15 protein-coding genes are annotated in these 15744 nt (G+C 68.2%); 9 read left to right on the top strand and 6 right to left on the bottom strand.

The features are described 5' to 3' along the window. Positions 1-84 precede the first annotated feature (84 nt). The gene (sppA, locus tag TSO5_RS10215; protein ID WP_109151477.1) at positions 85-1836 is read right to left on the bottom strand and encodes a signal peptide peptidase SppA; all 1752 of its coding nucleotides are present in this window, start codon (positions 1834-1836) and stop codon (positions 85-87) included. Between the two features lie 42 nt (positions 1837-1878). Next, positions 1879-2451, bottom strand: coding sequence for a peroxidase-related enzyme (locus tag TSO5_RS10210; RefSeq protein ID WP_109074497.1), 573 nt, complete (start codon positions 2449-2451; stop codon positions 1879-1881). 167 nt (positions 2452-2618) lie between these two features. Here TSO5_RS10210 and TSO5_RS10205 point away from each other — a divergent pair, with 167 nt between their 5' ends. After that, positions 2619-3686, top strand: a complete 1068-nt coding sequence (locus TSO5_RS10205; protein ID WP_109151547.1) for a response regulator — start codon at positions 2619-2621, stop codon at positions 3684-3686. A gap of 199 nt (positions 3687-3885) precedes the next feature. Here the strand turns inward: TSO5_RS10205 and TSO5_RS10195 are convergent, their stop codons facing one another. The 3 genes from TSO5_RS10195 to TSO5_RS10185 all read right to left on the bottom strand — a co-directional run bounded on the left by TSO5_RS10195 (position 3886) and on the right by TSO5_RS10185 (position 6652). Then, positions 3886-4182, bottom strand: a complete 297-nt coding sequence (locus TSO5_RS10195) for a type II toxin-antitoxin system RelE/ParE family toxin (protein ID WP_109151475.1) — start codon at positions 4180-4182, stop codon at positions 3886-3888. 9 nt (positions 4183-4191) lie between these two features. Continuing rightward, entirely contained in the window at positions 4192-4488 is a 297-nt protein-coding gene (locus tag TSO5_RS10190; protein ID WP_109151474.1) for a hypothetical protein, read from the bottom strand. A 91-nt stretch (positions 4489-4579) separates the two neighbouring features. Further along, positions 4580-6652 (bottom strand): nitrate- and nitrite sensing domain-containing protein, encoded by a 2073-nt coding sequence (locus TSO5_RS10185; protein WP_109151473.1) that lies wholly within the window; start codon positions 6650-6652, stop codon positions 4580-4582. A 293-nt stretch (positions 6653-6945) separates the two neighbouring features. Here TSO5_RS10185 and TSO5_RS10180 point away from each other — a divergent pair, with 293 nt between their 5' ends. The 5 genes from TSO5_RS10180 (at position 6946) to TSO5_RS10160 (ending at position 12548) form a co-directional block, all read left to right on the top strand. Beyond that, on the top strand, positions 6946-8220 hold the full coding sequence (locus TSO5_RS10180) for an LL-diaminopimelate aminotransferase (protein ID WP_109151472.1): 1275 nt from the start codon (positions 6946-6948) through the stop codon (positions 8218-8220). After that, on the top strand, positions 8220-9524 hold the full coding sequence (locus TSO5_RS10175) for a homoserine dehydrogenase (protein ID WP_109151471.1): 1305 nt from the start codon (positions 8220-8222) through the stop codon (positions 9522-9524). Before TSO5_RS10180 ends, TSO5_RS10175 begins: the two co-directional genes overlap by 1 nt. 106 nt (positions 9525-9630) lie before the next feature. Next, positions 9631-10632 carry a class II fructose-bisphosphatase gene (gene glpX / locus TSO5_RS10170; RefSeq protein ID WP_199230844.1) on the top strand — a complete coding sequence of 334 codons (1002 nt, stop codon included), beginning with the start codon at positions 9631-9633 and terminating at the stop codon, positions 10630-10632. Positions 10633-10840: 208 nt separating this feature from the next. Beyond that, positions 10841-11053 (top strand): DUF1127 domain-containing protein, encoded by a 213-nt coding sequence (locus TSO5_RS32670; RefSeq protein ID WP_158282391.1) that lies wholly within the window; start codon positions 10841-10843, stop codon positions 11051-11053. A gap of 283 nt (positions 11054-11336) precedes the next feature. Continuing rightward, the gene (locus tag TSO5_RS10160; RefSeq protein ID WP_109151469.1) at positions 11337-12548 is read left to right on the top strand and encodes a hybrid sensor histidine kinase/response regulator; all 1212 of its coding nucleotides are present in this window, start codon (positions 11337-11339) and stop codon (positions 12546-12548) included. A gap of 50 nt (positions 12549-12598) precedes the next feature. Here TSO5_RS10160 and TSO5_RS10155 read toward each other — a convergent pair whose 3' ends face one another. Continuing rightward, positions 12599-12916 carry a hypothetical protein gene (locus TSO5_RS10155; protein ID WP_109151468.1) on the bottom strand — a complete coding sequence of 106 codons (318 nt, stop codon included), beginning with the start codon at positions 12914-12916 and terminating at the stop codon, positions 12599-12601. 129 nt (positions 12917-13045) lie between these two features. Here TSO5_RS10155 and cutA point away from each other — a divergent pair, with 129 nt between their 5' ends. From cutA to TSO5_RS10140, 3 genes are all read left to right on the top strand, one after another. After that, entirely contained in the window at positions 13046-13402 is a 357-nt protein-coding gene (gene cutA / locus TSO5_RS10150) for a divalent-cation tolerance protein CutA (RefSeq protein ID WP_109151467.1), read from the top strand. 140 nt (positions 13403-13542) lie between these two features. Next, a complete protein-coding gene (gene glp, locus TSO5_RS10145) occupies positions 13543-14781 on the top strand; it encodes a gephyrin-like molybdotransferase Glp (protein ID WP_109151466.1) in 1239 nt (412 codons plus the stop codon). Next, positions 14778-15698 (top strand): LysR family transcriptional regulator, encoded by a 921-nt coding sequence (locus tag TSO5_RS10140; protein WP_109151465.1) that lies wholly within the window; start codon positions 14778-14780, stop codon positions 15696-15698. Before glp ends, TSO5_RS10140 begins: the two co-directional genes overlap by 4 nt. The last annotated feature ends 46 nt before the right edge of the window (positions 15699-15744 follow it).

Raw genomic sequence — 15744 nt, 5'->3', positions numbered from 1 at the left:
GACGTGCTTCCTTGTATAGGATCATGATTGCCAAATGCGATTGCCCTGCCCCCTGGGGAGAGGGAATTTTCTGACTGCTCGGGCTCACCGCTCCAGCGTCATCGCCGGCATGCGGGCCTGCACGCCGTCGGTCTGGGTGGCGGCGAGCAGGGGGCGCAGATGGGCCAGCAGCGGGCGCAGTTCCGATACCGCGGCCAGCGCGCCGACGAGTTCGCCCTTGCCGGACATCAGGTCCAGCAGCTGGTCGGTCACCGACTTCGGCGGCGGGTAGGGCGCCAGCGTCACCGGGGCGTCGGGCGACAGGCCGGCGGCGGTGCGGGCCAGGGTCAGCGCCTGCTCCTGCCCGCCCAGATCGTCGACGAGGCCGAGTTCGCGGGCCTGGGCGCCGGTCCAGACGCGGCCCTTGGCGACGCCGCGCGCCTGTTCGGGCGTCATGTGCCGGGCTTCGGCCACACGCTGCAGGAAGTTGGCGTAGGTGTCGTCGATGATGGCGTTCAGCCGTTCGGTTTCGCTGTCGTCGAAGGGGCGCAGCGGCGACCACATGCCGGCGTTGCGCCCACCCTGCACCCGGTCCCACTGGATGCCCAGCTTGTCGGACAGGCCGCCGATGGCGAATTTGCCGGCGACGACGCCGATCGACCCGGTGATGGTGGCGGGGGACGCGACGATGCGGTCGGCGGCGAGTGCGATCCAATAGCCGCCCGACGCGGCGGTGTCGCCCATGCTGGCGACCACCGGCTTGCCGCTCTGCCGCGCCCGGACCAGCGCCCGCCGGATCGCCTCGGACGCCGAGACGGCGCCGCCGCCGCTGTCGATGCGGAACAGGATGGCGCGCACGTCGGGATCGTCGGCCGCCTCCTCGATGGCGTCGACGATGGTCTCCGACCCGGCGGAGGTGCCGCCCAGCGCCGGCTTGCCACTCTCGCCGCCGGTGATGGTGCCGACGGCGTGGATCAGGGCGATGGTCGGCCCCTTGCCGTTCGGGCTGCCGGCGACCGACAGGTAATCGGCCGGCTCCATCGCCTCCGCCCCGGCGCCGGCCCGTTTCAGCGCCTCGTCGCGCGCCTCGTCGGCATAGCCGAGCCGGTCGACGAACTTCTGGTCCAGCGCCTCCTTGCTCAGCAATGGCGCCTTGTCGATGGCGGTGCGGACCAAGGCGGGGGCGAGGCGCCGGCTCTTGGCGATGCCGTCGACCAGCTGGTTGCCGAGATCGGTGACCAGCGCCTCCATCATCTCGCGGTTGGCCGGGGTCATGCCGGATTTGGTGAAGGTCTCGGCGAAGCTCTTGTATTGCTCGCGCTGGGCGAAGTCCGGCTGCACGCCCAACTGGTCGAGGGCGCCACGGGCGAAGGGCAGCTCCGCCGACAGGCCGGTGATGCCGAGCGTGCCCATCGGCTGCAGCCAGACCTCGTCGAAGGCGCTGGCCAGCAGGTAGGAGCGGTTGCCCGCCCCGGCCCCGCCATATTCCTCGGCGAAGGCGACGGCGAAGCGGCCCGACGCGCGGAACCGCTCGATGGCGGTCCGCAGCTCCTGCGTTTGGGCGAAGCCGATGCTGTCGTCGCCGAAGCGGGCCAGCACGCCCTTCACCCGCGGGTCGCGCCGGCCGCCGTCCAGCGCATCCAGCACCTCGCGCAGGGTGGTGTGGTGTTCGAACAGGCTGCCGATCTTGCCGCTGTCGCTCTCCGCCAGCGGCTTGGTCAGGTCGAGGTCCAGCACCACCGCGTCGGGCAGGGTGGGTTCATGACGCACCACCAGCACCGCCACGGCCACCGCGCCGGCCACCAGAAGCAGCCCGATGAGCGCGAACAGACGGACGAAGAAACGGACGATCGCCATGATTCCTACCCTGTGTGGCCTCGACGAAGGCGCTGAACGGCCTTACCGATCCTGGCTGTGGTACTCGCGGTTCGGGATCATGTCCACCGCGGTCGCCAGACGGTTGGACATGTTGTAGAAGGCGGCCGTGTCGGCAATGTCGAAGATGTCCTCCGCGCTGAATCCGACGGCGCGCAGCGCCTCGCGGTCCGCCTCGCCCACCGACATCGGGTTCTCGGTCAGCTTCCAGGCGAAATCGAGCATGGCGCGCTGGCGCGGCTCCAGCGGGGCGACGCGGTAGTTGGCGACCAGCATCTCGCCCAGTTCCGGATCGCCGGACAGCTTGCGCACCGCCTGCCCATGGGCGACGAGGCAGTAATAGCAATGGTTGGCCGAGGAGACCACGACGGCGATCATCTCGCGCTCCAGCTTGCTGAGACCGCTCTCGCCCAGCATCAGCTCGTTGTAGAGCATGGCGAAGTTGCGCAGCTTCTTCGGCCGCAGGCTGTAGGCCTGGAGCACGTTGGGCACGAAGCCCAGCTTCTCATTGCACTTGTCGAACAGGACCTGCATGTCGGGATCGAGATCCGGCTTCTCCGGCAGGGGCAGGGCCATGACGTGATCGGGTTGCGGCATCGTGCGGTTCCTCTCCTGATTGATTGTTGGGCCTTCCGGCGGGGGGAGGGTAACCGCGGCGAGCCGGTTTGTCTCCCGTTCCGCTTGCCGCTCGCCAATCGGACGAGCCTGTGCCAGAAATGGAATCCGAATGCGGCAAAATGGCCCGGTTGGCGAAGCAGAGGGCGATGACCCAGCCGAAGCTCGATCTTCTCTCGGTGCTGGTGGTGGAGGACAGCGGCTTCATCCGCTCGGTCCTGACCGCCACCCTGCGCGCCATCGGCATCGGCCGGGTGGAGGGGGTGGCGAGCGGCGCCGACGCCATCCGCTGGCTGGAGGAGCGCCGCGCGGCGCTGCCGCCGGGGACCGCCCCGGTCGACCTGATCCTGTCCGATCTGGTGATGCCCGAGGTGAACGGGCTGATGCTGCTGCGCTGGATCCGCTACAGTCCCAAGAGCCCGGACAAGTTTCTGCCGGTGCTGATGCTGTCGGGCGCCGCCGACCGTCAGTATGTGGAGCAGGCGCGCGATCTCGGCGCCACCGACTTCATCGCCAAGCCCTTCTCCGCCCAGACCATCGCCAGCCGGCTGCTGTTCGCCATCGCCCGGCCGCGCCGCTTCGTGCTGGCCAAGGGCTACTTCGGTCCCGACCGCCGCCGCGCCGACAAGCCGGTCGCCATGGACTGCCGGACCACCGCACCGTCGGAGATCCTGGTGGTGCACAGCGCGTCGAAGGCGCGCGGCATCGACCGCTTCCCCGTCATCTATTTCGACCTGCCCAACCGTCTGGGCGCCAAGGTCGGCCTCGCCCCGCGCGATCCGGTGCCGACCCTGCCGCCGGAGGTGCTGGCCGCCGCGGAGGAGGAAATCCTGAACCGCGCCGGCGACTATGCCGTGTGGATCGGCGCGGAGGTGGAGGAGATGGGCCGCCGCGTTGACCGCCTGCCGCGCGAGCCGGAGTCGGTGCCCGGCCTTCTGGCCCAGGTCAACCGCGCCGCCCACGAGATGCGCGGGCAGGGCGGCATCTTCGGCTATCCCCTGATCACCCACATCGCCAAGTCGCTCTACGAGGCCACCCGCAGCGGCCTGACCACGGTGACCGCCAACGAACATCTGCTGTTCAAGGCCCATGTCGACGCGATCAAGGCGGTGATGACCGGCCGCGTCAGCGGCGACGGCGGGGCGACCGGGCAGCAGCTGTTGGCGTCGCTGGAAGTGGCGAAGCGGAAATACGCGAAGGCAACCGGGGTGGGGTGAGGGTTTGTGAGGTCTGCTGAGAGACGCCTGAGGTTTGAACCGCATCGAATTTCATCATAAGCGTCTCTCGCCCGTCATTCCCGCGAAGGCGGGAATCCATCCGGTTCAATGGCTTAGGCGCTGAGCCGCCTGGATCCCCGCCTTCGCGGGGATGACGGGCGACAAGAGCCTCTAAAAACTCACAAACTCTGAGGGGCGGCTACTCTCTCTCCACCTTCGGCAGGTCGCGTGCACCGTGGACGATACGGACCACGACGACCCGATCCGGTTCCTCATGCCTGTAGATGATCACGTAAGGTGAAACGGACAGGCTGCGCAAACCGGCTCCCAACTCTGGACGGGTGCGGCCGATGGCCGGAATCGAGGAAATCTTCCGGCAATGATCCCGGATGTCCAGGATCATGCGAATGGCGGCAAGCGGATTGTCTTGGGCGATGTAATCGCCGATGCTCTCCAGATCGGCTTCTGCCGCCGCAGCAAAGTCAAGCCGTATCATGTTGACCGGTCAATCCAGTTCGGGCTGGCCGGCCTTGGCGTATTTGGCGATCAGCCGTTCGAAAAGCCGTTCGCCATCCGTTGTGCGTCCGGCATCGGCATCCTCCAGTCCGGCAGCGATGTCGTCCTTCAGCGATTGCCTGCGCTCCTCTTCGCTTTCCTCGACCGGTTCGATTGTGACCCGAAAGCGGGTACCGGCCGGTGGACGGAAGGGGAGGGCGGCCGTGATTGCCCGCGGCAGTTCTTCCGCCTGAATGGTGGCCGTGACCCGGGAGGGACGGGCCGGCGGGGTCGGCGAAACGGGCATAACGGGATCCTCCGGGAGAAAATCGGGGCGCTGTTAGGATACATGCCTCACCGAGGGGTGAAAAGCGGCGACCACGGCGCCCCAACCCCCCTCACGCCGCCCGGATCTTCCCGATGAAGTCGGCCACGTCGCTGCGCAGGCCGTCGGCGTTCTGCTTCAGCGCATCGGCCATCCACAGCACCTCCTTCGCCATGGCGCCGGCGCGGCCGGCTTCGGTGCCGACCAGCGACGCGTTGTGGGAGACCTGATCGGTGCCGTCGGCGGCCTGACGGACATTGCGGCCGATCTCCGCGGTGGCGGCGTTCTGCTCCTCCACGGCGGCGGCGACGGCGGAGATGTTCTCCTCGATGTGGGTGACGATTGTACCGATGCCGCCGATGGCCTGGACGGTGTGGTCGGTCGCCAATTGGATTTCCGCGACCTTGGCGGTGATGTCCTCCGTCGCCTTGGCGGTCTGGCTGGCGAGCTGCTTCACCTCCTGCGCCACCACGGCGAAGCCCTTGCCGGCCTCGCCCGCGCGGGCGGCCTCGATGGTGGCGTTGAGGGCCAGCAGGTTGGTCTGGCTGGCGATGTCGGTGATCATCCGCACGATATCGCCCACCTGCTGGGCGGCGCCGCTGAGGTCGGCAATGATTTCGGCGGTGCGGCGGACGTCGGTGACCGCCCGTTCGGCCATCTCGGTCGAGCCCGTCATCTGCCGGCCGATCTCCGAGATGGAGGCGGTCAGCTCCTCGGTCGCCGCGGCCACCGCCTGGACATTTTCGGAGGCGCCTTCGGACGCGCGGGCAACCGACAGCACATGGTTTTCGGTTTGCGACGCGATGCTGCTCATCTGTTCGGCATTGCCGCGCAGGCCGCTGGCGGCGCCCGCCAGCTGTTCGGCAACCGCCTCGATGTGACGGTCGAACTCCGCCACCAGCCGTTCCAGCCGCTCGGCCTCGCGCAGGCGGTCCTCCTGGTGCCGCCGCTGTTCGGCGGCGAGCCGGTCGGCTTCGGCGAGGCCGAGGCGGAAATGATCAAGGCTGCGGGCCATGGCGCCCAGTTCATCGGCGCGTTCGGCGCCATGGATGGCCAGTTCGCGCTCCCCGGCCTGCATCCGCGCCATATCGCCGTTCAGGCGGGCGATCGGCCGGGTGATGTTGCGGGCGACCAGCACGGCGATCGCGGTCATCATCGCCAGCAGGACCGTCAAGCCGACGACCATGCCGGTCAGCCGGTTCATCGCGTCCTGCGCGTCGCGGTTGGCAAGCGCGATCAGGTCGTCGGCCACGCGAATCTCGACGCTGCGCAGCATGTCGATGTTGGCGGTGATGGTGTCGAACCACTTTCCGGCGTCGACACCCTGGTTGCCGGCGCCGTAGGCGGAGGCGACGCCGATCCGCCGCATCCGCTCCACCTCCGCAATGGCTGGACCGGCAACGGTCTGGTCGTGGTAGCGCGCCTGCTCGGCCGTCAGTTTTCCCATCAGGCCGCCCATCAGCGCCTTGTACTCGCCCGACAGTTCGATGAAGCGCTCATGTGCGTCGGCGGGGAAGCGGTCCTTGCGGAAGGCCCCGCCGCCGACGGCGCGCTGCTGGCCCAACCGCTCCTTCGCCTCCGACAGGGAGACCATGGCGTCGGCGGCGCGCAGCTGGTCGCTGTCGGCGGACAGGTTGCGCGCCTGCCCGGAGGCATCCAGCAGCTTGCGGATCAAGGCGCTGTAGCTCGCCACCACCTCCATGGAGGATTGGGCCGTGCCGTCCACCCCGGACCGCAGCCGCGACAGCTGCGACAGTGCGTCGCGGGCGCCGGCCATCGCGTCGGCGACATGGGGGTCACGGATGCGGGCCTCGGCGAATTGCCGGGTCAGATCGGACAGTTTGGCGTCGGCGGCGCTTCGAACCGTCTCCATGCGGCGGCGGTCGTCATCGCGCTTGCCGCTGATGAAGATGGAGGAGGCTCCGCGTTCCTTCTGCAATTCGTGCACGACGCTGGTCATCCCGACCGAAAGGCGGGTGACGGAGGCGAGATCGGCGGCCCGGCGGCTGGTGTCGAGCTGTTCCCACACCAGCAAAGACGACAGGACGACCACGCCGCCCATCGGAACCGACAGGGCGAGCGCCATCTTCCGTGAGAAGCGCATGTTCCCGAGCAGGCCATCGGCGATCTTCAGAAGCGACACCATCTCACATCTCCAGCAAACGGAACCATCGCAGCCCGGCGCGATCACTCAGATTCAAGACTGTATGAAAGCTAACGAGTTAAGAGACAGTTAGGTTTAACCACGACGTCGGTAGGGAGATTGTTAAGTCACTCTATTACCAGGGCCGCCAAACTCATTGCGGCGAAAGCGCCGGGTTGAAAGGCCGGGCAACGAAATTTGCCTCGCTTCCGTCGCGTCGGGGCGGTAGAACGTCAGTCCCGGTCCGCAGGTCTCTTGGGTTCGTGGCGTGACCGGAGCGGTCTTCCGGAGCGTCCATGTCGAACAACGAATTCCATCGCATCAAGCGCCTGCCGCCCTACGTCTTCGCCGAAGTGAACGCGATGAAGGCGCGAGCTAGGGCCAACGGCGCCGACATCATCGACCTCGGCATGGGCAATCCCGACCAGGCGACCCCGCAGCACATCGTCGACAAGCTGGTCGAGGCCGTGCGCGATCCGAAGACGCACCGCTACTCGAACTCCCGCGGCATCCCCGGCCTGCGCAAGGCCCATGCCGCCTATTACAAGCGCCGCTTCAACGTCGATGTCGATCCGGAGACGGAGTGCATCGTCACCATCGGCTCGAAGGAAGGTCTGGCGAACCTCGCCCAGGCGATCACCAGCCCGGGCGACATCATCCTGGTGCCGAACCCCAGCTATCCGATCCACCCGTTCGGCTTCATCCTGGCCGGCGCCTCGGTGCGCCATCTGCCGGTCGGCATGGAGAACGGGGCGTCGACCGACATCGACAGCTTCATGATCATGCTGGAGCGCGCCGTGCGCCACAGCGTGCCGAAGCCGCTGGCGCTGGTGCTGAACTATCCGTCGAACCCGACGGCCGAAGTGGTCGGGCTGGACTTCTACCGCCCGATCGTCGAGTTCTGCCGCAAGCACGGCATCTACATCCTGTCCGATCTGGCCTATGCCGAGATCTTCTTCGACAACGACCCCCCGCCCTCGATCCTCGAGATCCCGGAAGCGCGCGAGATCGCGGTCGAGTTCACCTCGATGTCGAAGACCTATTCGATGGCCGGCTGGCGCATCGGCTTTGCCACCGGCAACAAGACGCTGATCACCGCGCTGGCCCGCATCAAGTCGTACCTCGACTACGGCGCCTTCACGCCGATCCAGGTCGCCGCCGCCGCCGCGCTGAACGGTCCGCAGGACTGCGTGCAGCAGGTCCGCGACATGTACAAGCAGCGCCGCGACGTGATGATCGAGGGTCTGGCCGCCGCCGGCTGGGAAGTCCCGAGCCCGAAGGCGTCGATGTTCGCCTGGGCGCCGATCCCGCCGCAATTCGCCCATCTCGGCTCGCTGGAATTCTCCAAGCTGCTGCTGCAGCAGGCGGAGGTCGCGGTGGCGCCCGGCATCGGCTTCGGTGAATACGGCGACGGCCATGTCCGTCTGGCGATGGTGGAGAACGTCCACCGCATCCGTCAGGCGACCCGCAACATCAAGGAGTTCTTCCGTTCCAACGCCGGCGGCGTTGCGGCGAGCAAGGACCCGGTGGCCCGCGCCGCCCTTCTGGAATCCGAGAAAGCGAAAGCCTGATGCCGAACGCCCAGCAAGCCCCCCTGAAAATCGCCGTCGCCGGCCTTGGTACGGTCGGCGCCGGTGTCCTGAAGCTGCTGGAAACCCAAGCCTCGCTGATCGAACAGCGCTGCGGCCGCCGGATCGAGGTGGTCGCGGTCAGCGCGCGCTCCAAGGGCAAGGACCGCGGCGTCGACCTGTCGCGCGTGCAGTGGTTCGACGATCCGGTTGCGATGGCCGCCCAATCCGGCGCCGATCTGGTGGTGGAGCTGATCGGCGGGTCGGAAGGCCCGGCGCGCGACACCGTCGCCACGGCGCTGGAGACCGGCAAGCATGTGGTCACCGCCAACAAGGCGCTGCTGGCCGTCCACGGCACCGAGATCGCCCAGAAGGCCGAATCGCGCGGCCTGACCGTCGCCTTCGAGGCGGCGGTTGCCGGCGGCATCCCGATCATCAAGGGGCTGCGCGAGGGGCTGGCCGCCAATTGCGTGTCGGAAATCCACGGCATCCTGAACGGCACCTGCAACTACATCCTGACGGAGATGCGGACCACCGGCCGTGACTTCGCCGATGTGCTGGCCGATGCCCAGGCGCTTGGCTATGCCGAGGCCGATCCCAGCTTCGACATCGACGGCGTCGATGCTGCCCACAAGCTGGCGATCCTTGCCTCCGTCGCCTTCGGCACGCCGGTCGATTTCCCGTCGGTCTATATCGAGGGCATCCGGCAGGTCTCGGCGGTCGATTTCGACTATGCCGACCAGCTGGGCTTCCGCATCAAGCTGCTGGGCATTGCCCGGCGCACCGACAAGGGCGTCGAGCAGCGCGTCCATCCCTGCATGGTGCCGAAGAACGCGCCCATCGCGTCGGTGGACGGCGTGTTCAACGCCGTGGTGGCGCAGGCCGATTTCGCCGACCGGGTTCTGTTCGTCGGCCGCGGCGCCGGTGCCGGCCCGACTGCGTCGGCGGTGGTCGCCGACCTGATCGACATTGCCCGCGGGCGGTCTACGCCCACCTTCGGCGTTCCGGCCGATCGGCTGGGCGCGGCAACCCCCTCGCCGATGGAATCGCGCCGCGGGTCGTACTACGTCCGCCTGATGGTCGTGGACCGCCCCGGTGTGATAGCGGATATCGCAGCGGCGATGCGCGACCAGAACGTCTCCATGGAGCAGTTCCTGCAGCGCGGCCGTTCGCCGGACGAAGGCGTTCCGGTGGTTCTCACCACCCATGACACCGACGAGGCGGCCATGCAGCGCGCGCTTGCGACCATCGCGGCCAGCGACAATGTGCTGGAGCCGCCGCGGATGATCCGCATCGAACAGTTCTGATAGGCAGTTCTAAGCCCTTTCCCGAACAGGACAGTCCTCACCTGCCCCGTTTCCCACAATAACCAATATCAGCCTGATACGACCGAAGAGTCGGGGGGAGCACACGATGTCTACGCCGTCTACGCATGTCGATCTGTCCCATATGGACCGCAACCTCGCGCTGGAGGCCGTCCGCGTGACCGAGGCCGCCGCCCTGTCGGCCTCGCTGCTGATGGGCCGTGGCGACGAGAAGCTGGCCGACCAGGCCGCGGTCGACGCCATGCGCCAGGCTCTCAACACGCTCTACATCGACGGCACCGTCGTCATCGGCGAGGGTGAGCGCGACGAAGCCCCGATGCTCTACATCGGCGAGAAGGTCGGTGCCGGCATCGGTTCCGGTCCGAAGGTCGACATCGCGCTCGACCCGCTGGAAGGCACCACCATCTGCGCCACCGGCGGCCCGAACTCGCTGGCCGTGATCGCCATGGCGGAGGAGGGCGGCTTCCTGAACGCCCCCGACGTCTACATGGACAAGATCGCCGTCGGCGCCGGCCTGCCGGACAACATCGTCGATCTGGACGAGACGCCGGCCAACAACCTGAAGGCGCTGGCCGCCGCCAAGGGCACCGAGGTGCAGGAGCTGCTGGTCTGCATCCTGAACCGTCCGCGCCATGCCGAGCTGATCGCCCGCGTCCGTGAAGCCGGCGCCCGCATCATGCTGATCAACGACGGCGACGTCTCGGGCGTCATCGCCACCAGCCAGGCCGGCACGGGCGTCGACATGTATGTCGGCTCCGGCGGCGCGCCGGAAGGCGTGCTGGCTGCCGCGGCCCTGCGCTGCATCGGCGGTCAGTTCCAGGGCCGTCTGCTGTTCCGCAACGACGACGAGAAGGCCCGCGCCGCCAAGTGGGGCGTCACCGACCTCGACAAGAAGTACAGCCTGCACGAGCTGGCGCGCGGCAACGTCATGTTCGCCGCCACCGGCGTGACCGATGGCGCCATGCTGAAGGGCGTCCGCCGCTTCCCGGGCGGCGCCTACACCCACTCGGTCATCATGCGCTCCAAGTCGGGCACGGTCCGCTACATCGAGGCGCACCACAACCTGTCGCGCAAGCCGGGCGTGAAGTAAGCGGACCGGCGGCCAAGCCACTGTTCCGAAAGACGCGCGGGGGGAGACCCCCGCGCGTTTTTTTATGCCTGCGTTGATTTGCCCACGAATGTTCTATCGAATTCCCGCAGGTCTGCCGACGCCGGGCCGCAGAGGGTCGGCCATTGATTTCGCGGGTGCGAAAGGCAAAATAGGCTCATGTAATCAGCGCCAAACGCAGGAGATCAACATGGCCTACTCTTCGATGCAGTCTTCGTCCGGTGAATTGTTTGCCGCCGGAACAAAGGAAAACACCCTCTTTCAACGTGTCGTTCATTGGGTCTGCGAACGGATTGAACTTCATCGTGCGGAAGATGAGCTGAACCATATGTCCGACGCCGAACTGTCCGACATCGGACTGACCCGTGGCGAAATCCACATGGCCGTCCGCCGGGGGTTCTGAGGGCCGGTCTCTCGAAAGGTTTGCCCACGACGTTTGGCGCAGGACCGCTTATCGAGTCCCGAATGCGGAAAGCCCCGGAAAAATGCCGGGGCTTTCGCATATGAACCACCATTAACCTTTTCTTCATGGACCCTGCCCATGCGGCACATATGCCTGGGAGGGGTTGCGCGCTGCAGCATGATTATGGTTAATGCAGTTTAACATTATCCCCGGTTCTGTTCGAAAATGGAAACGGGGCGCCTTCGGGAACCCCATCATCCTCCGTGAGAGCCGTGGTCGAAGCATGAGTCTCATTCATCGCCTTCAGTCGCTGGAAGCGGAGCGCGATGCCGCCCGGGAGGAAGCCGAGCGCGCGAATCTCGCGAAATCGAAGTTCCTCGCCGCCGCCAGCCACGATCTCCGCCAGCCGCTCCAGGCCCTGTTCTTCCTGTCCGCCGCACTTGCCCGCCATGTCGGCGACCACAACGGGCGCGATCTGCTGTCCCGGCTCGACCAGGGGCTGGACACCATGAAGGGCCTGCTCGACGGGCTGCTGGAGGTGTCGCGGCTGGAAGCGGGCGTGGTGACGCCGGTGCTGGACACCTTCGAGATCAGCGAGATCACCGACGCGCTCGACGCCGCCTATGGCGAGCAGGCGACCGCCAAGGGGCTGGTCTGGCGGGTGGAGAGCTGCGAGGCGGTCCTGCGCAGCGACCGCGGCCTGCTGATGCAACTGCTGCGCAATCTCGTCGACAACGCTCTGCGCTACACCGAGGCCGGCGCGATCCGCATCCGCTGCCGCATCGACGCCGCGCCGGGCGGCGATCGGCTGGCGATCGAGGTGCAGGACACCGGCATCGGCATCCCGCCCGAACATCTCGACCGCATCTTCGACGAGTTCCATCAGGTCAGCAATCCGGAGCGCGACCGGCTGCGCGGGCTGGGGCTGGGGCTCGCCATCGTGCGGCGGCTGTCGCAATTGCTCGACCATCCCGTCGAGGTCCGGTCGGTCCATGGACAGGGATCGGCCTTCCGCGTCCTGGTGCCGCTGGCTCCGGCCCGTTTTCTGGCCGGGCGGCCGGGTGGTCCGGAACGGCCGCCGGCCATCGACCGGCCGCGGCTGGCGGTTCTGGTCGATGACGACGCGGTGGTGCTGCTGGGGTTGCAGACGGTGCTGACCGAGTGGGGCTTCCGCGTCGTCGCCGCCGACAGCGCCGACCGGGCGATGGACCGGCTGGAGTCGCTGGGGCGCGTGCCCGACATCGTCATCGCCGATTACCGTCTGCGCGAAGGGCGCGTCGGCACCGAGGTGATCCGCCGCGTGCGCGCACATTATGGGGCCGAGGTTCCTGCCTTGATTCTGACCGGCGAGACCGGCGCCGATACCCTGGCCGATGCCTCCGCCCACGGCGTCGCCGTCCTGCACAAGCCGGTGACCCCGCGACAGCTCCAGGCGGAGGTAGACCGCCAGCTGCGGATCAGGCGCGGAAGCGGCTTGGCCGAAGCAGCGCAGTAAACCAGCGGCCCAGTAAACCGCATCGCCGGGCCGATCGCCGCTTTTCTCTTCTAAATCAGCGCGCCTTGCCGAACATCGTCCTGCGGCTCCCCGACCGGGGCGGCGTCGCTCTGGCCATCTCCACCGAGCGCGGTGCGGCCGGTCTCGGTCAGGCGGCAGACCAGCCAGTCGGGCTTCAGCGGATTGTCGAACCAGCGCTCCGCCCAGCCGGCCTTCAGGCAGGCCTCCACCGTCGCCTTCTTCACCCGCTGGCCGCGCTCGTCGAACAGCGGCAGCTTGCCGCCCGGCTGGTCCAGTCCGCGGCGCAGCCATGCCCCCTGAACGTCGGACGGGGCGCTGCGGGACGAGGAACGGCGGGACTTGGCCATGGGACGTGCTGCTCTTGCGGATACGGGATCGGACAGGGGATTGCCGGCCCCCATGGGGGCTGTGGCAAAGTGCGGGCATCCTACGCGAAAGCGCGGCACAGGTGCATCGAAAAGGAGGGGGCTTTCCCCATGCCGGAAACCAGCCCAACGACCCGCCCTGAAGCCCAAGACGACGGTCTGGTCTTCGCCTACATCACCGCCGGTTCGAAGGAGGAGGCGCTGCGCATCGGCCGCAGTCTGGTCGAGGAGCGGCTGGCCGCCTGCGCCAACGTGCTGGACGGCATGACCTCCGTCTATCGCTGGAACGGCGCGGTGGAGCAGGCCGACGAGGCGGTGCTGATCGCCAAGACCCGATCCTCCCTGTTCGACCGGCTGACCGCCCGCGTGCGCGACCTGCACAGCTACGACACCCCCTGCGTCGTCGAACTGGCGCTGGGGCGCGGCAACCCGGACTATCTGGACTGGCTGCGGGCGGAGACCGCCTGAGCGGCCGGAATGCCGCCATGTCCAATCAGAGCCTTGACGCGGATCAACGTCGTGGGCTGCAGTTGGCGATAGGAAGGGCGGAGTCTGACCGCAATTCCGCCGGTGCCCGGCCGGCCCACCTTATCAAGGACACCGAGACCATGGACGATTGCTCCGCACACGGCCCCATTCCCCTGTCGCTGGACGAGGCGGTCGCCCGCGTCGCGCAGGGTTATGGCGCGGTGACCGGGACGGAGGAGGTGCCGCTGCGCCAGGCGCTCGGCCGCGTGCTGGCGGAGGAGGTGGTGGCGCCGGTCAATGTGCCGCCGGCCGACGTCTCCGCCATGGACGGCTGGGCCTTCGCCGCCGCGGCCGGGGAGGGGTTCCGGCGGCTGGACATCGTCGGGCGTGTGCCGGCCGGATCGACGTTCGACGGCATCGTTGGGGCGGGGCAGGCGGTGCGCATCTTCACCGGCGCGCCGGTGCCCACCGGGGTCGACACCGTGGCGATGCAGGAGGATTGCCGGACCGACGGCGACGCCGTGCTGGTCCCGGCCTCGCTGAAGCGCGGCTCCAACGTGCGTCTGGCGGGGGAGGACATGACCGCCGGCGCGGTGGTGCTGCATCCCGGCCAGCGCATGCGCGCGCAGGAGGTCGGGCTTGCCGCCGCGGTCGGCCGCTCCAGCCTGACCGTGCGCAAGCGATTGACTGTTGTGCTGTTCTCCACCGGCGACGAGCTGCGGGAGCCGGGAACGCCCAAGCCCGACCATGCCATCTATGACGCCAACCGCTATACGCTGGCCGCCCAGCTCGACGCGCTGGGGGTGGAGGTGCGCGACCTCGGCATCCTGCCCGACCGGCCGGACGCCACCCGCGCCGCCCTCGCCGAGGCCGCCGGCACCGCCGACCTGATCGTCACCAGCGGCGGCGTTTCGGTCGGCGAGGAGGACCATGTCAAGGCGGCGGTGAATGCGCTGGGTTCCATCGATCTGTGGACGCTGGCGATCAAGCCGGGCAAGCCGCTGGCGCTCGGCCGGGTCGGCGACACGCCCTTCCTGGGGCTGCCCGGCAATCCGGTGTCGGCGATGGTGACCTTCCTGCTGGTCGGCCGGCCGCTGGTGCTGCGCCTGTCCGGGGCGACCGGCATCGCCACGCCGCGCAGTCTGGTTGTCGCCGACTTCACCTTCACCAAGAAGCCCGGCCGCCGCGAGTTCCTGCGCGCCCGGCTGGAGCGTGGCGCGGACGGCCGTCCGGTCGCCGTGAAGTTCCCCAGCAACAGCTCCGGCGTGCTGACCTCGATGGTGGAGGCCGACGGGCTGGTCGACATGCCGGCGGAGGCCACGGCGGTGAATCCCGGCGATCTGGTCGACTTTCTGCCCTTCACCGGTCTGTTCGCGTGACGCTGGAACAGCTGCGCATCTTCGCCACGGTGGCGGAGATGCTGCATTTCACCCGTGCCGCCGAGGTTCTGCACCTGTCGCAGCCGGCGGTCAGCGCAGCCATCGCCGCGCTGGAGGCGGAGCATGGCCTGCGCCTGTTCGACCGCATCGGCCGGCGGGTGGAGCTGACCGCCGCCGGTCAGCTTCTCCACGGTCAGGCCCGCGCCATCCTTGCGAAGGTGGACGAGGCCGGGACCATGCTGGCCGAGCTGTCGGGCCTGTCGCGCGGCGCGCTGCGGCTGGCGGCAAGCCAGACGGTGGGCAACCACTGGCTGCCTCCACGGCTGCTGCGCTTCGCCGCCGCCTATCGCGGCATCCGCGTCGACCTGTCGATCGGCAACACCGAGCAGGTGGCCGAGGCGGTGCGCGACGGCCGGGCCGAGCTGGGCATCGCCGAGGGAGTGGTGACCGATTCGGCTCTGGTCAGCGAACCGGTCGAGGGCGACCGGCTGCGGCTGGTGGTGGGCGGCACCCATCCCTGGGCCGGACTTGGCCGGGTGGGGCGGGACGAGTTGGCGGCCGGGCGCTGGATTCTGCGCGAACCCGGCTCCGGAACCCGCGCGCTGTTCGAGGCGGCGGTGCGCGGGGCGGGGCTGGATCCGGGCGGGCTGGATGTCGCCATGACGCTGCCCGGCGGCGGGATGATCCGCGCGGCTCTGCTCGCCGGTTTGGGGGCGAGTGTGCTGTCCGACCTGATGCTGACCGAGGATTTGGCGGCCGGGCGGATCGTGGCGCTGGAGGGGCTGAACCTGCCGGCCAGACCTTTCCATTTGGTTCGCCACCGCGACCGCTACCGCAGCATCGCCGAACGGGCCTTCGTGCGCGTGGCGGTGGAGGATTTTCACTCTCCCGTCCTGGGGAAAGGGAGGATTGCGTAGGCTACCGAGAAGTGGCATCGGCGGTTCGGCCTATCGCAACAGCCTG

This window comes from Azospirillum sp. TSO5, assembly GCF_003116065.1.
In the GTDB taxonomy this organism is placed as follows: domain Bacteria; phylum Pseudomonadota; class Alphaproteobacteria; order Azospirillales; family Azospirillaceae; genus Azospirillum.
This window is presented reverse-complemented; position numbering and strand designations above follow the sequence as displayed.

Bases quoted from the DNA above. Each gene is read 5' to 3' on its own strand.
- sppA (WP_109151477.1), bottom strand. From the start codon at position 1,836: ATGGCGATCGTCCGTTTCTTCGTCCGTCTGTTCGCGCTCATCGGGCTG.
- TSO5_RS10210 (WP_109074497.1), bottom strand. From the start codon at position 2,451: ATGCCGCAACCCGATCACGTCATGGCCCTGCCCCTGCCGGAGAAGCCG.
- TSO5_RS10205 (WP_109151547.1), top strand. From the start codon at position 2,619: ATGACCCAGCCGAAGCTCGATCTTCTCTCGGTGCTGGTGGTGGAGGAC.
- TSO5_RS10195 (WP_109151475.1), bottom strand. From the start codon at position 4,182: ATGATACGGCTTGACTTTGCTGCGGCGGCAGAAGCCGATCTGGAGAGC.
- TSO5_RS10190 (WP_109151474.1), bottom strand. From the start codon at position 4,488: ATGCCCGTTTCGCCGACCCCGCCGGCCCGTCCCTCCCGGGTCACGGCC.
- TSO5_RS10185 (WP_109151473.1), bottom strand. From the start codon at position 6,652: ATGGTGTCGCTTCTGAAGATCGCCGATGGCCTGCTCGGGAACATGCGC.
- TSO5_RS10180 (WP_109151472.1), top strand. From the start codon at position 6,946: ATGTCGAACAACGAATTCCATCGCATCAAGCGCCTGCCGCCCTACGTC.
- TSO5_RS10175 (WP_109151471.1), top strand. From the start codon at position 8,220: ATGCCGAACGCCCAGCAAGCCCCCCTGAAAATCGCCGTCGCCGGCCTT.
- glpX (WP_199230844.1), top strand. From the start codon at position 9,631: ATGTCTACGCCGTCTACGCATGTCGATCTGTCCCATATGGACCGCAAC.
- TSO5_RS32670 (WP_158282391.1), top strand. From the start codon at position 10,841: ATGGCCTACTCTTCGATGCAGTCTTCGTCCGGTGAATTGTTTGCCGCC.
- TSO5_RS10160 (WP_109151469.1), top strand. From the start codon at position 11,337: ATGAGTCTCATTCATCGCCTTCAGTCGCTGGAAGCGGAGCGCGATGCC.
- TSO5_RS10155 (WP_109151468.1), bottom strand. From the start codon at position 12,916: ATGGCCAAGTCCCGCCGTTCCTCGTCCCGCAGCGCCCCGTCCGACGTT.
- cutA (WP_109151467.1), top strand. From the start codon at position 13,046: ATGCCGGAAACCAGCCCAACGACCCGCCCTGAAGCCCAAGACGACGGT.
- glp (WP_109151466.1), top strand. From the start codon at position 13,543: ATGGACGATTGCTCCGCACACGGCCCCATTCCCCTGTCGCTGGACGAG.